Source organism: Streptomyces sp. NPDC017676 (assembly GCF_044329325.1).
Taxonomy (GTDB): Bacteria; Actinomycetota; Actinomycetes; order Streptomycetales; family Streptomycetaceae; genus Streptomyces.
Map to the genome: position 1 here is coordinate 168,825 of NZ_JBIRJA010000010.1, position 17,871 is coordinate 186,695.

Annotated in this window: 21 protein-coding genes; 15 read left to right on the forward strand and 6 right to left on the reverse strand. The window is 72.8% G+C overall.

The genetic code is table 11. The features are described from left to right. The first annotated feature begins 197 nt into the window (after nucleotides 1-197). The 13 genes from ACH4LD_RS23100 to ACH4LD_RS23160 all read left to right on the forward strand — a co-directional run bounded on the left by ACH4LD_RS23100 (nucleotide 198) and on the right by ACH4LD_RS23160 (nucleotide 10,067). Entirely contained in the window at nucleotides 198-1,769 is a 1,572-nt protein-coding gene (locus tag ACH4LD_RS23100; protein ID WP_398053653.1) for an FAD-dependent oxidoreductase, read from the forward strand. A 62-nt stretch (nucleotides 1,770-1,831) separates the two neighbouring features. After that, nucleotides 1,832-3,679 (forward strand): transketolase, encoded by a 1,848-nt coding sequence (locus ACH4LD_RS23105; protein WP_132782747.1) that lies wholly within the window; start codon nucleotides 1,832-1,834, stop codon nucleotides 3,677-3,679. After that, nucleotides 3,676-4,611, forward strand: coding sequence for a non-homologous end-joining DNA ligase (gene ligD, locus ACH4LD_RS23110; RefSeq protein WP_398053654.1), 936 nt, complete (start codon nucleotides 3,676-3,678; stop codon nucleotides 4,609-4,611). The genes ACH4LD_RS23105 and ligD overlap by 4 nt, the downstream gene beginning before the upstream one ends. A gap of 45 nt (nucleotides 4,612-4,656) precedes the next feature. Continuing rightward, entirely contained in the window at nucleotides 4,657-5,034 is a 378-nt protein-coding gene (locus ACH4LD_RS23115; protein WP_132782745.1) for a gas vesicle protein, read from the forward strand. Between the two features lie 74 nt (nucleotides 5,035-5,108). After that, complete coding sequence (locus tag ACH4LD_RS23120; RefSeq protein ID WP_132782744.1) at nucleotides 5,109-5,528, forward strand: gas vesicle structural protein GvpA; 420 nt, start codon at nucleotides 5,109-5,111, stop codon at nucleotides 5,526-5,528. After that, entirely contained in the window at nucleotides 5,525-6,295 is a 771-nt protein-coding gene (locus ACH4LD_RS23125; RefSeq protein ID WP_398053655.1) for a GvpL/GvpF family gas vesicle protein, read from the forward strand. Before ACH4LD_RS23120 ends, ACH4LD_RS23125 begins: the two co-directional genes overlap by 4 nt. 31 nt (nucleotides 6,296-6,326) lie before the next feature. After that, entirely contained in the window at nucleotides 6,327-6,584 is a 258-nt protein-coding gene (locus tag ACH4LD_RS23130) for a gas vesicle protein GvpG (RefSeq protein WP_132782742.1), read from the forward strand. Nucleotides 6,585-6,586: 2 nt separating this feature from the next. Further along, the gene (locus tag ACH4LD_RS23135; protein WP_207928176.1) at nucleotides 6,587-7,234 is read left to right on the forward strand and encodes a DNA primase; all 648 of its coding nucleotides are present in this window, start codon (nucleotides 6,587-6,589) and stop codon (nucleotides 7,232-7,234) included. After that, nucleotides 7,231-8,457 (forward strand): SRPBCC family protein, encoded by a 1,227-nt coding sequence (locus ACH4LD_RS23140; RefSeq protein ID WP_132782740.1) that lies wholly within the window; start codon nucleotides 7,231-7,233, stop codon nucleotides 8,455-8,457. The genes ACH4LD_RS23135 and ACH4LD_RS23140 overlap by 4 nt, the downstream gene beginning before the upstream one ends. Beyond that, entirely contained in the window at nucleotides 8,454-8,789 is a 336-nt protein-coding gene (locus tag ACH4LD_RS23145) for a gas vesicle protein (RefSeq protein WP_031025541.1), read from the forward strand. The genes ACH4LD_RS23140 and ACH4LD_RS23145 overlap by 4 nt, the downstream gene beginning before the upstream one ends. Next, the gene (locus tag ACH4LD_RS23150) at nucleotides 8,786-9,589 is read left to right on the forward strand and encodes a GvpL/GvpF family gas vesicle protein (RefSeq protein WP_132782739.1); all 804 of its coding nucleotides are present in this window, start codon (nucleotides 8,786-8,788) and stop codon (nucleotides 9,587-9,589) included. Before ACH4LD_RS23145 ends, ACH4LD_RS23150 begins: the two co-directional genes overlap by 4 nt. Then, on the forward strand, nucleotides 9,586-9,774 hold the full coding sequence (locus tag ACH4LD_RS23155) for a gas vesicle protein (protein ID WP_014676017.1): 189 nt from the start codon (nucleotides 9,586-9,588) through the stop codon (nucleotides 9,772-9,774). The genes ACH4LD_RS23150 and ACH4LD_RS23155 overlap by 4 nt, the downstream gene beginning before the upstream one ends. Then, a complete protein-coding gene (locus ACH4LD_RS23160) occupies nucleotides 9,771-10,067 on the forward strand; it encodes a gas vesicle protein K (RefSeq protein ID WP_398053656.1) in 297 nt (98 codons plus the stop codon). Before ACH4LD_RS23155 ends, ACH4LD_RS23160 begins: the two co-directional genes overlap by 4 nt. 91 nt (nucleotides 10,068-10,158) lie before the next feature. Here ACH4LD_RS23160 and ACH4LD_RS23165 read toward each other — a convergent pair whose 3' ends face one another. Next, nucleotides 10,159-10,980, reverse strand: coding sequence for a class I SAM-dependent methyltransferase (locus ACH4LD_RS23165; RefSeq protein WP_398053657.1), 822 nt, complete (start codon nucleotides 10,978-10,980; stop codon nucleotides 10,159-10,161). A 130-nt stretch (nucleotides 10,981-11,110) separates the two neighbouring features. Beyond that, a complete protein-coding gene (locus tag ACH4LD_RS23170; protein WP_398053658.1) occupies nucleotides 11,111-12,607 on the reverse strand; it encodes a bifunctional phosphatase PAP2/diacylglycerol kinase family protein in 1,497 nt (498 codons plus the stop codon). Nucleotides 12,608-13,062: 455 nt separating this feature from the next. Between ACH4LD_RS23170 and ACH4LD_RS23175 the strand changes: the two genes are divergently transcribed. Next, nucleotides 13,063-14,682 carry an ABC-F family ATP-binding cassette domain-containing protein gene (locus ACH4LD_RS23175; RefSeq protein ID WP_398053659.1) on the forward strand — a complete coding sequence of 540 codons (1,620 nt, stop codon included), beginning with the start codon at nucleotides 13,063-13,065 and terminating at the stop codon, nucleotides 14,680-14,682. 28 nt (nucleotides 14,683-14,710) lie between these two features. Here the strand turns inward: ACH4LD_RS23175 and ACH4LD_RS23180 are convergent, their stop codons facing one another. After that, the gene (locus ACH4LD_RS23180) at nucleotides 14,711-15,829 is read right to left on the reverse strand and encodes a Vms1/Ankzf1 family peptidyl-tRNA hydrolase (protein WP_398053660.1); all 1,119 of its coding nucleotides are present in this window, start codon (nucleotides 15,827-15,829) and stop codon (nucleotides 14,711-14,713) included. 57 nt (nucleotides 15,830-15,886) lie between these two features. On the opposite strand from ACH4LD_RS23180, the gene ACH4LD_RS23185 reads away from it, so the two are divergent. Then, entirely contained in the window at nucleotides 15,887-16,174 is a 288-nt protein-coding gene (locus ACH4LD_RS23185; protein WP_103813381.1) for a DUF6158 family protein, read from the forward strand. A 114-nt stretch (nucleotides 16,175-16,288) separates the two neighbouring features. Here the strand turns inward: ACH4LD_RS23185 and ACH4LD_RS23190 are convergent, their stop codons facing one another. From ACH4LD_RS23190 to ACH4LD_RS23200, 3 genes are read right to left on the reverse strand one after another with little or no spacing between them, the layout of a single operon-like run. Next, on the reverse strand, nucleotides 16,289-16,831 hold the full coding sequence (locus tag ACH4LD_RS23190) for a type 1 glutamine amidotransferase domain-containing protein (RefSeq protein WP_132782733.1): 543 nt from the start codon (nucleotides 16,829-16,831) through the stop codon (nucleotides 16,289-16,291). Nucleotides 16,832-16,837: 6 nt separating this feature from the next. Next, nucleotides 16,838-17,491, reverse strand: a complete 654-nt coding sequence (locus ACH4LD_RS23195) for a diguanylate cyclase (protein ID WP_132782732.1) — start codon at nucleotides 17,489-17,491, stop codon at nucleotides 16,838-16,840. Continuing rightward, on the reverse strand, nucleotides 17,488-17,865 hold the full coding sequence (locus ACH4LD_RS23200) for a DUF2795 domain-containing protein (protein WP_103813378.1): 378 nt from the start codon (nucleotides 17,863-17,865) through the stop codon (nucleotides 17,488-17,490). Before ACH4LD_RS23200 ends, ACH4LD_RS23195 begins: the two co-directional genes overlap by 4 nt. Nucleotides 17,866-17,871 lie beyond the last annotated feature (6 nt).

Here is a 17,871-nt window from a genome sequence, read left to right on the forward strand (position 1 = left end):
CTGATCCGGACGCGGCCCGGGTAACCGGGGCCGACAGCGCGAAACGCCGGCACGGCGGTGTGCGGTGCGCCCCGGCGGTGTGCGGCGGGGGCGTTCGAGTGCTCGGAGCGGCGTCCGGGTGACCGGCCCGGCGTTTGGGTGCCCCGGCCCCGGTTACGCGGAAGACCTCGGACGAGCCACACCGCCGGAGGCGCACCGTGAGCCGACCTCGCGTCGTGATCGTCGGCGCCGGTTTCGCCGGGTACCGGGCTGCGCGCACCCTGGCCCGGCTGACCCGCGACCGGGCCGACATCATCCTGCTGAACCCGACCGACTACTTCCTGTACCTGCCGCTGCTGCCGCAGGTCGCCGCCGGGGTCCTGGAGGCCCGCCGGGTCACCGTGTCGCTGCCCGGCACGCTGCGCGGGGTGCGCCTGGTGCTCGGCGAGGCGGACGGTGTCGACCTGGACGCGCGGACCGTGAGCTACTCCGACCCCGAGGGCGGCGCGGGCACCCTCGGCTACGACCGGCTGGTGCTGGCCGTCGGCAGCGTCAACAAGCTGCTGCCGATCCCCGGTGTCGCCGAGCACGCGCACGGCTTCCGCGGACTGCCCGAGGCGCTCTACCTGCGCGACCACGTGACCCGGCAGGTGGAACTCGCCGCCGCCGAGGAGGACCCGAAGAGCTGCGCCGCCCGGTGCACGTTCGTGGTGGTCGGCGCCGGCTACACCGGCACCGAGGTGGCCGCCCACCTGCAGATGCTCACCGACCGCCTGGTCCGCCGGCACCCGCTGCCCGGCGGCCTGCGGCCCCGCTGGATGTTGCTGGACGTGGCGCCGCGCGTGCTGCCGGAGATGGACGAGCGGCTGTCCCGCACGGCCGACCGGGTGCTGCGGGCCCGGGGCGTCGACGTACGGATGGGCACGTCGGTGCGGGAGGCCACCCGGGACGGGGTGCTGCTCACCGACGGGGAGTTCGTCGCGTCCCGGACGCTGGTGTGGTGCGTGGGCGTGCGGCCGGATCCGCTGGTGGAGTCCGTCCGGCAGCCGCTGGAGCGCGGCCGGCTGATCGTCGACCCCTGTCTGCAGCTGCCGGGCCGCACCGACGTGTTCGCCTGCGGGGACGCGGCCGCCGTACCGGACCTGGAGCGTCCGGGGAAGTTCACGCCCATGACGGCCCAGCACGCCTGGCGGCAGGGCCGGGTGGCCGCGGAGAACGTGGCCGGCTCGCTCGGCCTCGGCCGGCGCCGGCGCCCGTACCGCCACCGGGACCTGGGCTTCGCCGTCGACCTCGGCGGGGTCAGGGCCGCCGCCAACCCGTTCGGCATCCCGCTGTCCGGCCCGGCGGCCGGTGCCGTCACCCGCGGCTACCACCTGGCGGCGCTGCCCGGCAACCGCGTCCGGGTCGCCGCCGACTGGCTGCTGGACGCCGTACTCCCGCGCCAGGGAGTCCAGTTGGGCCTGGTACGAGCCTGGTCGGTCCCGCTGGACACGGCCTCACCGGAACTGGCGCGGGTACCGGGCGGCCCGGAGCGGACGGCCGCACAGGCAGGAGAGGAACTCATGACGCACAAGCCGAGGCCCGAGGAACCGGTGAAGCCACAGCCGGGCGGCGAGCCCGCCAGGAACCAGCCGGGCGGCGAGCCCGCCAGGAACCAGCCCGGTGGTGAGCCCGCGAAGAACCAGCCCGGCGGCGAGTCCGCCGGTGCCGGGCCGGACCATCCGGCCCCCGGCCCCGTCCAGCGCACGGACCCCGCCGATCCCGCGGACCGCGCGAACGAAACCGACTGACCGCGCCGGAGCGCGACCGACCGCCTCGACCGCGACCGGGCGCAACGAGACCGAGGAGACTCATGAACACCGACGAACTCGTCGAACTGGGACAGCAGTTGCGCGTGGACAGCGTGCGGGCGTCCGCCGCCGCGGGATCCGGACACCCCACGTCCTCGATGTCCGCCGCCGATCTGCTGGCCGTCCTGCTCGCGAACCACATGCGCTACGACTTCGAGCGCCCCGAGCACCCCGCGAACGACCGCTTCGTGCTGTCCAAGGGACACGCCTCACCGCTGCTGTACGCCGCGTACAAGGCGGTCGGCGCGATCGAGGACGGCGAGCTGGTGACCTTCCGCAAGCTCGGCAGCCGCTTGGAGGGCCATCCGACGCCCCGGCGGCTGCCCTGGGTGGAGACGGCCACCGGCTCGCTCGGCCAGGGCCTGCCGGTCGGGGTCGGCATCGCGCTCGCCGGGAAACGGCTGGACCGCACCGACTACCGGGTGTGGGTGCTGTGCGGCGACAGCGAACTGGCGGAGGGCTCGGTGTGGGAGGCCGCCGAACACGCCGGCTACGAGAACCTGGACAACCTCGTCGCCGTCGTGGACGTCAACCGGCTCGGCCAGCGCGGCCCCACCCGGCACGGCCACGACCTGGACGCCTACGCCCGACGCTTCCAGGCCTTCGACTGGCACACCATCGAGATCGACGGCCATGACGTCGACGCGATCGACCGGGCCTACGGGGAGGCGCTGTCCACCACCGGGCAGCCCACCGTGATCCTCGCCCGCACCCTGAAGGGCAAGGGCGTGGCCGCCGTCGAGGACCGCGAGGGCCTGCACGGCAAGCCGCTGCCCGAGGCCGAGGACGCCATCGCCGAACTCGGCGGGCCGCGCTCGCTGCACGTCCGCGTGTCCGAGCCGCAGGCCGCCGCCGCGCTGCGCTCGCTCACCACCGAGGTGGTGCAGTTGCCGCGCTTCGAGCTGGGCGAGGAGGCCGCGACGCGGGACGCCTTCGGCAAGGCCCTCGCCGCGCTCGGCACCGCCCGCGGCGACGTCGTCGCCCTGGACGGCGAGGTCGGCGACTCCACCCGCACCGAGGAGTTCGGCAAGGCGCACCCCGACCGGTTCTTCGAGTGCTACATCGCCGAGCAGCAGCTCGTCGCCACGGCCGTCGGCATGGCCGCGCGCGGCTGGGTGCCGTACGCCTCCACGTTCGCGGCGTTCCTGACCCGCGCCCACGACTTCGTGCGCATGGCGTCGATCAGCGGCTCCGGGATCAACCTGGTCGGTTCGCACGCGGGCGTCGCGATCGGGCAGGACGGGCCGTCCCAGATGGGCCTGGAGGACCTGGCGATGTTCCGGTCCGTGTACGGCTCCACGGTGCTGTACCCGTGCGACGCCAACCAGACCGCCCGGCTCGTCGCGGCCATGGCCGGCCTCGACGGCATCCGCTACCTGCGCACCTCCCGCGGCAAGACACCGGTGATCTACGGCCCCGACGAGGAGTTCCCGGTCGGCGGCAGCAAGACGCTGCGCGCCAGTGAGGAGGACCGGCTGACCGTCGTGGCCGCCGGGGTGACCGTGCCCGAGGCGCTGGCCGCCGCCGACCGGCTCGCCGCGGACGGCATCCGGGTCAGGGTGATCGACCTGTACTCGGTCAAGCCCGTCGACGCCGAGACCCTGCACCGGGCCGCCGAGGAGACCGGCTGCCTGCTCACGGTGGAGGACCACCACCCGGAGGGCGGCCTCGGCGACGCCGTCGCGGAGGTGTTCGGCGACGGCAGGCCGGTGCCCCGTCTGGTCCGGCTCGCGGTGCGCACCATGCCGGGCTCGGCCGCGCCCGACGAGCAGTTGTACGCGGCCGGCATCGACGCCCTGGGCATCACGGCGGCGGCCAGGATGCTGGTCGAGGAGGCGGTCGTGCGATGAGCCCCGACGACGCGCGGACCCTGCGCGCGGGCCACCGCACGGTGGAGATCAAGCGGCCGGGGAAGGTGCTCTTCCCCGGCGACGGGGGCGCGAAGGAGTACACCAAGGGCGACCTCGCCGACTACTACCGGTCCGTCGCGCCGTACCTGCTGCCGCACCTGCGGGGCCGTCCGCTGATGCTGGAACGCTATCCCGACGGCCTCGACGGCCAGCGGTTCATGCAGAAGAACACCCCGGAGCACTACCCGGAGTGGATCACCCGGGCCGAGGTCGCCAAGGAGGGCGGCACGGTCACGCACGTCGTCTGCGACGACACCGCGACGCTCCTGTACCTCGCCGACCAGGCCTGCCTCACCCTGCACCGCTGGCTCTCGCGCACCGACCGGGCGGGCGGCCTCGACCACCCCGACCGGCTCGTCTTCGACCTCGATCCCCCCGGGGACGACTTCGGCGCCGTCCGCGAGGCCGCCGGCCGGCTGCGCGGACTGCTGGACGAACTCGGCCTGCCCGCCGCCCCGATGACCACGGGCTCGCGCGGACTGCACCTCGTCGTCCCGCTCGACGGCCGCCAGGACTTCGACGGCGTACGGGAGTTCGCGCACGAGGTCGCCGAACTCGCCGCGGCACGGCACCCGGACCGGCTCACCACCGCCGCCCGCAAACAGGAACGCGGCGACCGCCTCTACCTCGACGTGCAGCGCAACGGGTACGCCCAGACCGCCGTCGCGCCCTTCAGCGTCCGCGCCCGCCCCGGTGCCCCGGTCGCCGTCCCCCTCACCTGGGAGCAGCTCGACGACCCCGGTCTCGACGCCCGCCGCTGGACCCTCGCCGACGCCGTCGACCAGGCCCGCACCGACCCGTGGGCCGGGCTGCCGGCCCGCGGGCGCTCCCTGGGCCCCGCCCGGCGCCGTCTCGCCGACATCCGTTCCTGAAGGTTTGGCCAAGGAATGAGGGGCCACCCGCAGGAAGAGGTGGCCATGTCGAACACACACAGCACATCACAGTCACAGAATTCACAGAAATCCCAGAAGTCGGACAACACCGATCAGACGCACGACACCCCACAGAACGAGACGGAAGACCGGCGGCCGACCCTGATGGAGGTGCTGCGCGAGGCGCGCAGCCAGCTCGCCGAACTGACGGGACTCGTCCCGGAGACCGTGTCCTCCTTCGTGCAGACCGAGGACGGCTGGTCGCTGGAGGTCGAGGTGATGGAACTCGCACGGGTCCCGGACACCATGAGCCTGATGGCGAGCTACCAGGTCGACCTGGACCCCGAGGGTCAGCTCACCGGCTACCGGCGCGTTCGCCGATACGAGCGCGGGCGGGCCGACGCACGCCGATCCGGCGGCTAGGCCCCCGCGTCCGGCGGCCACGCACCCGGCGTGGCCCCGACCATCCACCAATCTCACGAGGAGGAGCGGCCGGCATGACCGTTGTCCCGGCACAGCAGTCCGGCGGCGGAGGCGGCAGCAGCGGCCTCTACGACGTCCTGGAGCTGGTTCTCGACCGGGGACTCGTCATCGACGCGTTCGTACGGGTCTCCCTGGTCGGCATCGAAATCCTGAAGATCGACGTCCGGGTCGTCGTGGCCAGCGTCGACACCTATCTGCGCTTCGCCGAGGCCTGCAACCGCCTCGACCTGGAGGCAGGGCCCCGCAAGGCCCCCGGACTGCCCGATCTCGTCGGCGAGATCACCGAGAGCGGAGCCCGCGGCAAGTCCAAGGGCGCGCTGTCCGGCGCCGCCCAGACCATATCCGAGGCGTTCAAGCAGGCGCGGGAGGAAGGCGAGGCCGAGCCCCGGCGTCCCCGTAAGACCGCGGCCCGCCGGAAGGAGGAAGAGGAGTGAGCACGTACGTCTACGGCATCACCGCGCGCTCGCACCCGGCGCTCCCCGAGGGGATGACCGGAGTGGGTGAACCGCCCCGGTCCGTCCGGGTCCTCACCGCGGGAGAGCTCGCCGCCGTCGTCAGCGACGCCCCGGAGGGCCTGCGCCCCAAGCGCCGGGACCTCCTCGCGCACCAGAACGTGCTCGCCGAGGCGGGCGCGGCCGGCTGTGTGCTGCCCATGCGCTTCGGCAGCGTCTCGCCCGACGACGACACCGTCACGTCGGTGCTGACCGAGCGGGCCGAGCACTACCTGGAGCGGCTGCGCGAGCTGGAGGGCAAGGTCGAGTACAACGTCAAGGCCACCCACATCGAGGAGGCCGTCCTGCACCGCGTGATGGCCGAGAACGCGGAGCTCCGCGCCCTCGCGGAGGCCAACCGGCAGGCGGGCGGCGGCAGCTACGACGACCGGATCCGCCTCGGCGAGATGGTCGCCGGCGCCGTCAAGGCCAAGGAGGCCGAGGACGCCGCCGAGGTGCAGCGCCTGCTCCAGCCGTGTGCTGCGGCGGTCAGCGTGGGCCCCGAGTCCACCGGCTGGCTGCTCAACGTCTCGTTCCTGGTGTCCCGCGACTCGGCCGAGGACTTCCTGGCCGCCGCCGAGCGGGTGCGCAAGAGCCATGCCCATCTCGAACTGCGGGTCAACGGCCCGCTGCCGCCGTACAGCTTCGTCGAACCCGGCCCGACCGCGTCCGCGGGCGCCACGGCCGGCGCAGACGCCGGAGCGTCATAGCGGCCGGGGCCCGGACGGAAGGAGGAGATCCGTGGGACTGATCTCGGAGGTGCTGCTGCTGCCCTTCGCACCGGCGCGCGGCAGCGCGTGGGCGATTCGGCAGGTGCTCCGGGAGGCGGAGCGGATCTACTACGACCCGGCCACCGTCCGGGCCGAGCTGGCCCGCCTTGAGGAGCAGCTTCAGGCGGGCGAGATCACCGAGGAGGAGTTCGACCGGCGCGAGGACGAACTGCTCGACCGGCTGGAGATCGCCCTGCATCACGGGGACACGACAGGCACTGGGACGTGACCATGAACCGAACCGCACTGGGCCTCGCCGTAGGGGCCGGATATCTGCTCGGACGCACCAAGAAGCTGAAGATGGCGCTCGCGATCGGCTCCGCCGTGGCCGGAAAGAAGCTCAATCTCAGCCCGAAGATGCTCGCGGAGTTGGTGAACCAGCAGCTGAAGAACAATCCGCAGTTCAAGGAGATCGGCGACCAGCTGCGCCAGGATCTGCGCGGCGTCGGCAAGGCCGCCTCCGGTGCGATGGTCGAGCGGCAGATGAACTCGCTCGCCGACCGGCTGCACGGTCGTACGTCGCAGGTACGCGAGCAGCTGTCCGGAGTCGTGCCGACCGGCTCCGACGAGGAGCGGGAAGAGAGCGAGGACGAGGAGCAGGAGGAACAGGAGGAGACGCGGGGTGAGACACCCTCCAACGGGGAGGACCGGGGTGACGCGGACGAGGCGCCCCGGAAGCGGACGGGCAAGAAGCCGGTGAAGAAGGCTCCGGCGAAGAAGGCTCCCGGTGGGACGGCAGCCGACAAGGCCCCGGCCAAGAAGACCGCGGCCAAGAAGACGGACGCGGCACGCGAGACGGCCGCGAAGAAGACGGCGGCGGTCGGCGGTGCCGCCCGGAGCGCCGTCTCCCGGCAGTCGAAGGGCGGCGATGACCGATGACCGAGACCCTCGGAAGAGCGACCTCCAAGGCCGGACAGGCCACGGATGGTATAGCGGCCCCGTTGGCCGGCCTCGCCCACAGCGAGGCAGCCGGCCGGCTGAAGGAAGAGGCCCAGGAGTATCTGAGCGCACAGGGCCAGCGGATGCTGGTCGGGCTCGGCCGCAAGCTGGGCCAGACCACCGGCAAGCTGAACGACATCGCCGAGGGCAAGAGCCCGGGCTTCGCCAAACTGGCGCTGGAGGGCGGGCGCAAGCTCGCCCAGGGCAAGGGACCGCTGCGCTCCGCGCTGGAGCTGGGCGCTTCCCACGCCAAGGACAAGGTGCTCGGCACCTTGCGCGGCCTCGGCGGCAGCAAGGGCAAGAAGGGCGGCGCGGGCAAGAAGCCCACCGTCATCATCGAGTCAGTCGACGTCGGTGTACCGCTGCGCACCGCCTACGACCAGTGGACCCAGTACCAGTCCTTCTCTGCCTTCGCCAAGGGTGTCAAGAGCGCCAACCGCGCCGACGACACCCACTCCGACTGGCAGGCGAAGATCTTCTGGTCCAGTCGCAGCTGGAAGGCGAAGACGACCGAGCAGATCCCCGACTACCGCATCCAGTGGACCTCGGAGGGCGCCAAGGGCACCACCAAGGGCGTGGTCTCCTTCCACCGGCTGGAGGAGAACCTCACCCGGGTCCTGCTGGTCATCGAGTACTACCCCACCGGCCTTTTCGAGAAGACCGGCAACATCTGGCGCGCCCAGGGCCGCCGGGCCAGGCTGGACCTGAAGAACTTCGCCCGCTTCATCACCCTCAAGGGAGAGGCGGAGGACAGCTGGCGCGGCGAGATCCGCGACGGCGAGGTGGTCCGCAGCCACGAGGACGCCCTCGCGGAGGAGGAGGAGCCCCGGGCAGAGGACGAGGAAGAAGAGGAAGAAGAGGGGGAAGAGGAGCCTGAGGGCCGGGAGGGCCCTGAAGAGGAGGAAGAGGAGGAAGAGGGGGAGGAGCCCGAGGGCCGCGAGGGCTCGGAAGAGGAGGAAGAGGAGGAGGAAGAAGAGGAGCCCTACGAGGGCGAGTACGAGGACGAGAACGAGGAAGGCGACGAGGAGGGCGAGGAGGACTCGTACGAGAACGAGGCCGAGGAGCCCGCTGAGGACGAGGAGGACGAGGAAGGCGAGGAAGGCGAGGAAGGCGAGTACGAGGAAGAGGAGCCTGAGTTCGCCGAGCGCGGGAGCCGTCGATGACGACACCCAGCCGCTTTCCCGAGCCCTATGGCCAGGGCTCGGGGGCGAACCTCGCGGACATCCTGGAGCGTGTACTCGACAAGGGTGTCGTCATCGCGGGGGACATCAGGATCAACCTGCTCGACATCGAACTGCTCACCGTCAAGCTGCGCCTCATCGTCGCCTCGGTCGACAAGGCCAAGGAGATGGGCATCGACTGGTGGGAGAGCGACCCGGCCCTCTCCTCCCGGGCCCGGCGTGACGAGCTCACCCGGGAGAACGCCGAGCTGCGAGAACGGCTCGCCCGGCTGGAGGAACTGGAGTCGGGCCGCGCCCCGAAGGAGGCACCATGACGACAGGACTGCGGTACGTGTACGCCGTCTGCCGCTCCTTCGGGACGCCCTTGCAGGCCGAGTTGCGGGGCGTGGGCGGCGCCCCGCCGGCGCTGCTGCACCATCACGGGCTCGTCGCGGTGGTCAGTACGGTCCCCGAGGCCGACTTCTGCGAGGACGCGCTGAAGGCCCACCTGGAGGACCTGGACTGGCTGGCCTCGACCGCCCGTGCCCACCAGGGAGTGGTCGACGCGCTCACCACGGTCACCACCCCGCTGCCGCTGCGGCTCGCGACCGTCTTCCGCGACGACAGCGCCGTCCGCATGATGATCGAGGCCCGTGAAGAGGACTTCCGGCGCCTGCTCGACCGGCTGCACGGTCGGGTGGAGTGGGGCGTGAAGGTGTACCTGGAACCCGAGCCCGCCGAGCCGGAGCCCGAGCCCGCCGCGGCGGCCCGGCCGGTCAGCGGGCGGGACTATCTGCGCCGGCGGCGCCAGCACAGCCACGCGCAGGAGGAGAAGTGGCAGCGGGCCGAGCGGTTCGCCCACTCCCTGCACGAGCGCCTCGCCGAGCGCGCCGAGGATTTCCGGATGCATCCCCCACAGAATTCCGCGCTCTCCGGAACGCCGGGACGAAATGTGCTCAACGCTGCCTATCTGGTGCCCCGGGCGCATTCCGAGGAATTCGTGGAACTGGTCGACCGGACCAAGGACGAGGCGCCCGGAATCCGGGTGGAACTCACCGGTCCGTGGGCCGCGTACTCCTTTTCCGGTGAGGAATCGGCAGCGGAACCGGGTGTGAAATCGGGGGAGGGCCGGTGACCGTAGTCGAACGCCGCGAGATCGCGCTGGTCGACCTCCTGGACCGGCTGCTGGCCGGCGGAGTCGTCATCACCGGCGACATCACCCTGCGCATCGCGGACGTCGATCTCGTCCGCATCGACCTGAACGCGCTGATCAGTTCCGTGAACCAGCAGGTCCCCTCGCCCTTCGAGGAGCTCCTATGACCGCGCGGCAGCGCCGCAACCGGCTCGACCTGGAACCCGACACGGTCGAACGCGACCTGGTGAAACTCGTGCTCACCGTGGTGGAGCTGCTGCGCCAGCTGATGGAGCGGCAGGCTGTTCGCCGCTTCGACACCGGGGAGCTGACCGAGGAGCAGGAGGAGCGGATCGGGCTGACCCTGATGCTCCTGGAGGATCGGATGGCCGAGCTGCGGGACCGGTACGGCCTGCGGCCCGAGGACCTCAACCTGGACCTCGGGCCGCTCGGACCGCTGCTTCCGCGCGATGGGCACTAGTGCGGTGGATTCAGCGCGGTGGGCCGCTCACATGGGAACCATGATGTGAAGGTGAACCTCCTGCGGGCGCGTGTTTCCCGGAATTCGCGAATCAGGCTTCTTTCCGGCACAGGATTTCCCCGTGCAGGACGGCGAACCAGCCGTCCTCCCGTCGGCCCCAGTACCGCCAGGCCTCCGACACGGCCCGCAACCGCTCCGCCGTCGCGTGACCTCCGCGCGTGGCCCGGTCGGCATAGTCGGAGGCGAGGGTGCGGTCCGCCCACAGCCCGCTCCACCAGGCCCGCTCCTCGGGCGTGGCGAACGTCCAGGTGCTGGAGCCGGCCGTGACGTCCCGCAGGCCCGCCGCCCGCGCCCAGGCCGCCAGCCGGCGCCCGGCATCGGGTTCGCCGCCGTTGGCCCGGGCCACCCGCTCGTACAGGTCCAGCCAGTCGTCCAGGCCGGGCACCGCCGGATACCAGGTCATCGCCGCGTAGTCCGCGTCCCGTACGGCGATGAACCCGCCCGGCTTCGTCACCCGGCGCATCTCGCGCAACGCCCGCACGGGGTCGCCGACGTGCTGGAGCACCTGGTGGGCGTGGACCACGCAGAAGGTGTCGTCCGGGTAGTCCAGGGCGTGGACGTCGGCCACCGCGAAGTCGACGTTCGTCAGACCGCGGTCGGCCGCGGTGGCCCGGGCCTGCTCCAGGACGCCGGGTGCCCGGTCGACGCCGGTGACCCGGCCGTCGGGGACCAGTTCCGCCAGGTCGGCGGTGATGGTCCCGGGGCCGCAGCCGATGTCCAGGATCCTCATGTGGGGCTTCAGCACGCCGAGCAGATAGGCCGCGGAGTTGGCGGCGGTCCGCCAGGTGTGCGAACGCAGCACGGACTCGTGGTGCCCGTGCGTGTAGACGGCGGTCTCCTGCGCTTTCGGCATGGCTGAACCCCTTCACCCTCGTCGGCGGACCGGCCGGACCCGTCCGCCGGTACGGCTCAACCGTACGCGGGTGTGCCGAATGATGAGACCCGGGTTTCATTATGTGGACTTGCGGGCGGTCTCGCGTGCCTCAACGGGTGTCCGGGAGAGGGCGGTAGACCGTCAGTGCCTCCGGGAGCTTCTCCAGGGTCATCTCGCCCGACACGGCCGTCACCTCACCGTCGTACGCCAGCGGGGTGCCCGGGGCGATGCCGGTCAGCCGCAGCCGGTTCACCTGGACCGCGGCGTGCCCGGGCGAGCGGGTCAGCGGACCGGCGACCGCCGCCGTGAGCAGCCGCAGCGCGGGCCTGCCGTTGCCGTGCACCACCCGCACGTCCAGCAGGCCGTCGGCCAGGTCGGTGCGGCGGCCCGGTGTGAGGCCCATGCGGTGGTAGACGCCGTTGCCGACGAACAGCAGCCACAGGGGTCGCCGCTCGCCGCCCAGCTCCACCTCCAGCGGGTGCCGGCCCGCGCGCAGCACGCGGAGCGCGCCGAGCACCCCGGCCGGCCAGCCGCCGATCCGGTTCGACCAGCTGTCCCGCGCGCGCACCAGCTCCGGGTACACGCCCAGGCTCAGCGTGTTCAGGAACAGCCCCCGCGCCTCCCGGGTGGTGAACCGGACCGCGTCCACCCGGACCGCCTCGCCGTACCGGACTGCCTGGGCCAGCTGGCGTTCGTCCTCCACGCCCAGGTCGTAGGCGAAGTGGTTGAGGGTGCCGCCCGGCAGTACCGCGAGCGGCAGCCCGTGCCGCAGCGCGACCACGGCGGCCGCGTTCACCGTGCCGTCGCCCCCGCACACCCCGAGCACCCGGGCCCGGGCCGCCGCCTTCTCCAGCTCGTCCCCGACCTCCTCGGGCGCGCACTCGACGATCTCCGCCCGCGGCAGCGCGTCGTGCAGCGCCCGCACCCGGTCAGCCGTCCCCGACGCCCGGTTGGCGACCATCACCAGGCCGTCGCCCTCGGGCAGCGCGGGGACCGCGGCGCGCGGCCGGGCGGGCCGCTGGATCTGCGAGCGGGTCGGCACCAGACGCCGTACGAGGAAGGCGGCGCCCGCGCCGAGTGCCGCCCCGGCCAGTACGTCGCTCGGGAAGTGCACCCCCGTGTACACGCGGGACGCCGCCACCGAGAACGCCACCGGTGCCACCGCCGCGCCCCACGCCGGGGATTCCAGGGCGACACCGGTCGCGAAGGCGGCGGCGGACGCCGCGTGGCCGGAGGGGAAGGACGTGGTGATCGGCTGCCGCTTGAGCTGCCGCACCAGCGGCACCGGGTCCAGCACCGGCCGGGCCCGGCGTACCGAGCGCTTGCCGAGCGTGTTGATCGTCAGCGAGGCCAGGCCGAGCGAGACCAGCCCGCGGGCCGCCGCCCGGCGGGCCCGGGGCGTACGGCTCGCGGCCATCGCGGCGGCCGTCGCGAACCACAGCACCCCGTGGTTCGCGCCGCGGCTCAGGCGGGGCAGGACGCGTTCGGCGCCGGGCCAGTGCCAGGCGGCGGCGGCGTTGAACAGGCGGCCGTCGAGGTCGAGCAGCGTGCGCAGCGGGGCGCGGGCGGCGGTCGCGGGGGCAGTCAGGTCCACGTCTGGGCTCATGGGGTGCGGTTACCCGGAAGGGCCCGTTTCTTGTCCCGCACCCCGGCAACCGGCCCGGTACGGGGGAGAACCCGGATGCGTCTGCCCGGCGTCCGGCGCACATGACCCGCACCTTCAGTCATGCCCGGCGCCAGGGGGGGGCGTGGGGCCGTGGCTCCCGCGTCGGCCCGTACGCCTTGCCATGCCCGGCGCCAGGAGGTCGTCGGACCGTGGCGCCCTCCGTCGGCCCGTACCTCTGGCCGGGCCCGGCGCCAGGAGGATGTCGGGCCGTGCCCCCCACGTCGGCCCTCACCTCTGGCCATGCCCGGCGCCAGGAGGTCGTCCGGTCGTGGCCCCCGGCGTCGGCCGGTGCCCCCCGGCGGGCCCGCTCGTGCCGTTCCCCGTCGGGGCCGCGGGGCCAGGGTTGCGGATAACGGTTTGCCCCGGGCGTGGGGTGGCTCGGAGAATGCCTGGCCATGGGACATCTGGAAGCCGCGCACCTGGAGTACTACCTCCCCGACGGGAGGGCGCTGCTCGGCGATGTGTCCTTCCGGGTGGGCGAAGGGGCCGCCGTCGCCCTGGTCGGCCCGAACGGCGCGGGCAAGACCACGTTGCTGCGGCTGATCTCCGGCGAGCTGAAACCGCACGGCGGCAGTGTGACCGTCAGCGGCGGCCTCGGCGTCATGCGCCAGTTCGTCGGCTCCGTACGGGACGAGACGACCGTGCGCGACCTCCTCGTCTCCGTCGCCCCGCCCCGCATCCGCGAGGCGGCGAAGGCGGTCGACGAGGCCGAGCACGCCATCATGACCGTCGACGACGAGGCGGCCCAGCTCCGGTACGCGCAGGCCCTCGCCGACTGGGCCGAGGTGCGCGGCTACGAGGCCGAGACCCTGTGGGACATGTGCACCACCGCCGCCCTCGGCGTGCCCTACGAACGCGCCCAGTGGCGGCAGGTGCGCACCCTCTCCGGCGGTGAGCAGAAGCGGCTCGTGCTGGAGGCGCTGCTGCGCGGCACCGACGAGGTGCTGCTGCTGGACGAGCCGGACAACTACCTCGACGTGCCCGGCAAGCGGTGGCTGGAGGAACAGCTCAAGGAGACCCGGAAGACGGTCCTGTTCGTCTCCCACGACCGCGAACTCCTCGCCCGCGCCGCCGAGAAGATCGTCTCCGTCGAACCGGGCCCGGCCGGCGCCGACGCCTGGGTGCACGGCGGCGGCTTCGCCACCTACCACGAGGCCCGCCGCGAACGCTTCGCCCGCTTCGAGGAGCTGCGCCGCCGCTGGGACGAGAAGCACGCCCAGCTGAAGAAACTCGTCCTGACGCTCCGTCAGGCAGCTGCCGTCAGCCATGAGATGGCCTCCCGCTACCAGGCCGCCCAGACCCGCCTGCGCAAGTTCGAGGAGGCCGGCCCGCCGCCGGAGCCGCCCCGCGAGCAGGACATCACCATGCGGCTGAAGGGCGGCCGCACCGGCGTACGGGCCGTCACCTGCGCGGGGCTCGAACTGACCGGGCTGATGAAGCCGTTCGACCTGGAGGTCTTCTACGGCGAACGGGTCGCCGTCCTCGGCTCCAACGGCTCCGGCAAGTCGCACTTCCTCAGGCTCCTCGCCGGCGAGGACGTCGCCCACACGGGGGAGTGGAAGCTCGGCGCCCGGGTCGTGCCCGGCCACTTCGCCCAGACCCACGCCCACCCCGAGCTCCAGGGCCGCACCCTCCTCGACATCCTCTGGAAGGAACACGCCCAGGACCGGGGCGCCGCCATGTCCCGGCTGCGCCGCTACGAGCTCACCCAGCAGGCCGAACAGAGCTTCGACCGGCTCTCCGGCGGACAGCAGGCCCGCTTCCAGATCCTGCTGCTGGAACTGGCCGGCGCCACCGCGCTGCTCCTGGACGAGCCCACCGACAACCTCGACCTGGAGTCGGCCGAGGCCCTCCAGGAGGGTCTGGAGGCGTTCCAGGGCACGGTCCTCGCGGTCACCCACGACCGCTGGTTCGCCCGCTCCTTCGACCGCTTCCTGGTCTTCGGCTCCGACGGCCGGGTCCGCGAGACACCGGAACCGGTCTGGGACGAACGGCGGGTGGAGCGGGCCCGGTAACCCGGACCCGCCCGCCGCGCCGGGGCCGTCACTTCCAGCGCAGCAGCGCGCCCATGCCGCCCGCCGCGACCTCGTCGCCGGTCTCCTCCAGCACCGGCGTCAGCGAGACGACCGGCGCGTCCGTCACCACGGCCGCCCGCACCAGCGCGTCATCGGCGCGGGCCGGCCAGGCGTGCTGCTCGCCGATGCTCCTCAGCTCCGTGCGGCGGGCCGCGAGCTGGTCCGGGGCCTCGCCGATCCACACCTCGCGGTGCGTGTCCGGCGCGTCCGGGCGGATCAGCAGCTCGGCCAGCCGGTGCTCGCGCGCCGCCTCGATCAGCTGGGGCACGCCCTCGATCGCCGCGGCCCGCCGCTCCTCGTCGGGTGTCCGGGCCGCCCGGTACCGGTCCACCTCGGCCAGCACCCGCTCCCGGACGTGCCGGGCCCGGATGTCCTCGACCTCCCGCGGCAGCAGCCTGCTGCCGATGCCGTGCGCGGCCTCCACGGTCCGGTCCCGCAGCTGCTGGGGAAGCTGCTCGTGCACGGACCGGCACTCACGCTCCTCCCCGCACAGGATCAGCAGGTCGGCCCCGGTCTCGGCCTGGCAGGCCGCGAGGGCGTCCGCGACCTCCCGGGCGTTGTGCTCCCAGGTGTTCTCCACCTTCAGCTGGAAGTGCCGCTCGGACCAGTCGGAGGCCTTCGCCCGGTGCATCGGCCACTGCCGGCTGCCCGTGACGTGCCCGGCCTCCTCCTGGAGCACCGCGCTGCGCAGCTCGAAGTCGGCACCGGTGCGGTCGATGTACGCCACCAGCGACACCGGGTCCTCCCCGGCCAGGTCCAGCAGCGGTGTGACGTGCGGCAGGGTGCCCCAGTGCACCAGGCCCTGCGGCGGGGCCTGGGTCAGCGGTACCTGGAGCACGACCTCGCCGTTGCGGGCGAAGACGGCCCGCCCGTACGGCTCCGTGCTGTGCCGCAGCGCGTCCACCGTGTCGTACACCGCCCGGCAGGTGGCCTCGTCGGCGCCCTGCTCGCGCAGCTGCCGGGCCACCGCCTCCGCCGTCAGGTGCCGCCGGTGTCCCATGTCCTCGTCGTGCTGCGACAGGTCGATGTACGCGGAGGCCCAGGACCCCGGATGTTCGTACAGTGGATTCAGGAACGCGAGCTCCATGGATTCCTCCCGGAAATCGCTCGGGGGCAGTGCGTGCCGGGCGGGTACCCGTAGCCCATGAACGAACACGACGAGCGGGGCACCACCATGACCGGAGTCGACCCCAGCCGGCTGGACGACCAGCAGCTCATGAAGGAGCTGGAGACGATCCACCGCACGCGCCACGACACTCTCCTGTACGGCTCGAACGACGCACTGCGGGCCCACAACGAGCGCATGGCGCAGCTGGAGGGCGAGTACCTGCGCCGCAACCCCCGCCGCCTGGTGAGCGCCGCCCGCACCCGGGAGGGCGCCCGTGAGCGCGGCTGCGGCGAGGCGGCGACTCCGGGCACGACCGGCACCTGACGCCGTCCACCGGGACACCCGCGGGACGGCACCCTCACCGGACGAGACCGGACAAGGCACCCACACGAAAGGGCCGGCCCCTGACGGGCCGGCCCCCTCACCCTCCGCGTCCGGTCAGCCGGCCTCGCCGGCGAACACGTGCAGGAACGCGTCGCAGAACGCCTTCAGGTCGTCCGGCTTGCGGCTGGTCACCAGCTGGTTGGAGCCGTGGTCGCAGATCTTCACCTGCTCGTCCACCCAGGTGCCGCCGGCGTTCTGGATGTCCGTGCGCAGACTCGGCCAGGAGGTCAGTACCCGGCCGCGTACGACGTCCGCCTCCACCAGCGTCCACGGCGCGTGGCAGATCGCGGCGACCGGACGGCCCCGCTCGAAGAAGTCCTTCACGAACGCGACGGCCTTCTCGTCCATCCGCAGGAAGTCCGGGTTGGCCACCCCGCCCGGCAGGACGAGACCCGCGAACGACACGGCCGACGCCTCACCCACCACCTCGTCCACGGGGAACGTGTCCGCCTTGTCGAGGTGGTTGAACGCCTGGATCTTCCCGGACTGGGTCGACACCAGCACCGGCTCGTGCCCGGCACCGGAGGCCGCCTGCCACGGCTCGGTCAGCTCGACCTGCTCGACGCCCTCGGGTGCCACCAGAAACGCGATACGCATGATTGCTCAGCTTCCTTTCACTTTCCGCAGCGTGGCCCGGTGGGCCCGGGCCCGGCGCTTCCTCGCTCGGGCCGCCCGCCGGCAGCGCACCAGCTCCTCGCCGTACGGCAGCAGCACGCACGCGCCGATCGCGAGACCGATGCCCGCCAGGTAGCCGGCCGACAGCGGGCGCCGGCGCGGCACCAGACGCCACGCGTCCGGGTCCCCGCGCCCCCCGCGCAGCAGCGACCGCACCTGATCGGCGTGCAGGCACATCAGCGAGGCCAGCCCGCCGAACGGCAGCGACTCCAGAAAACTGTGGATGTGCTGCTCGACGGGTTTGACCTCACGGTCGCTGTGGACGGCGGTCCGCACGTCCCACAGCGCCGTCGCCTCGTGCACCGCCGCCGCGCCGAGCTGCACGGACAGCAGCAGCGGATTGACCTCGTAGCGCAGGGTGAGCGCGATGGGCAGGCCCACCTCGGCCATCATCAACGAATGGATCAGGGACTCCTTCGTCCCCGTTGTGTCCTCGATCCGGGTCCGCCGGTGCACCGCCCAGTCGGCGAGCCCCGGCACGAACCAGCCGGGCAGCAGCCCGTACAGCAGAAACCGCGTGGTGGCGTCCCCCACGTCGACCGTGGCACCGCGCGCGATGTCGGCCGCCTGGTCCTGGGTCATGCGCCGCCCACCACGGCCTCGGCCAGCTGCTGCATGTTCTCGTACCGGCCGCCGTGGGGCAGCGCGGCCACCGCGTCGATCAGCCCGCCGGGCGCGTTGCTCCGGCGCAGCGCCCGGGCCAGCTCGCCCGGCTTCGCCGGGAAGGCGTGCCGGCTCAGGTGCCGGGCCAGCTCCAGCCGGGTCCGCTCCAGCGATGCCGGAGACCCCAGACCGCCCACCGGTCCGCTCCACACCTCCGGATCGTCGTCCGCGGCCGGCTCCGGGTCGTGCCACTCCTCCACGCGCGTGGGATGGCCGGACCGGAGCAGCCCCTTCAGTTCGTGCTTCATCTCGTCGTCCCGGTGGACGCTCAGCCGGTCACTGCCTCGCTGCATGTCTCC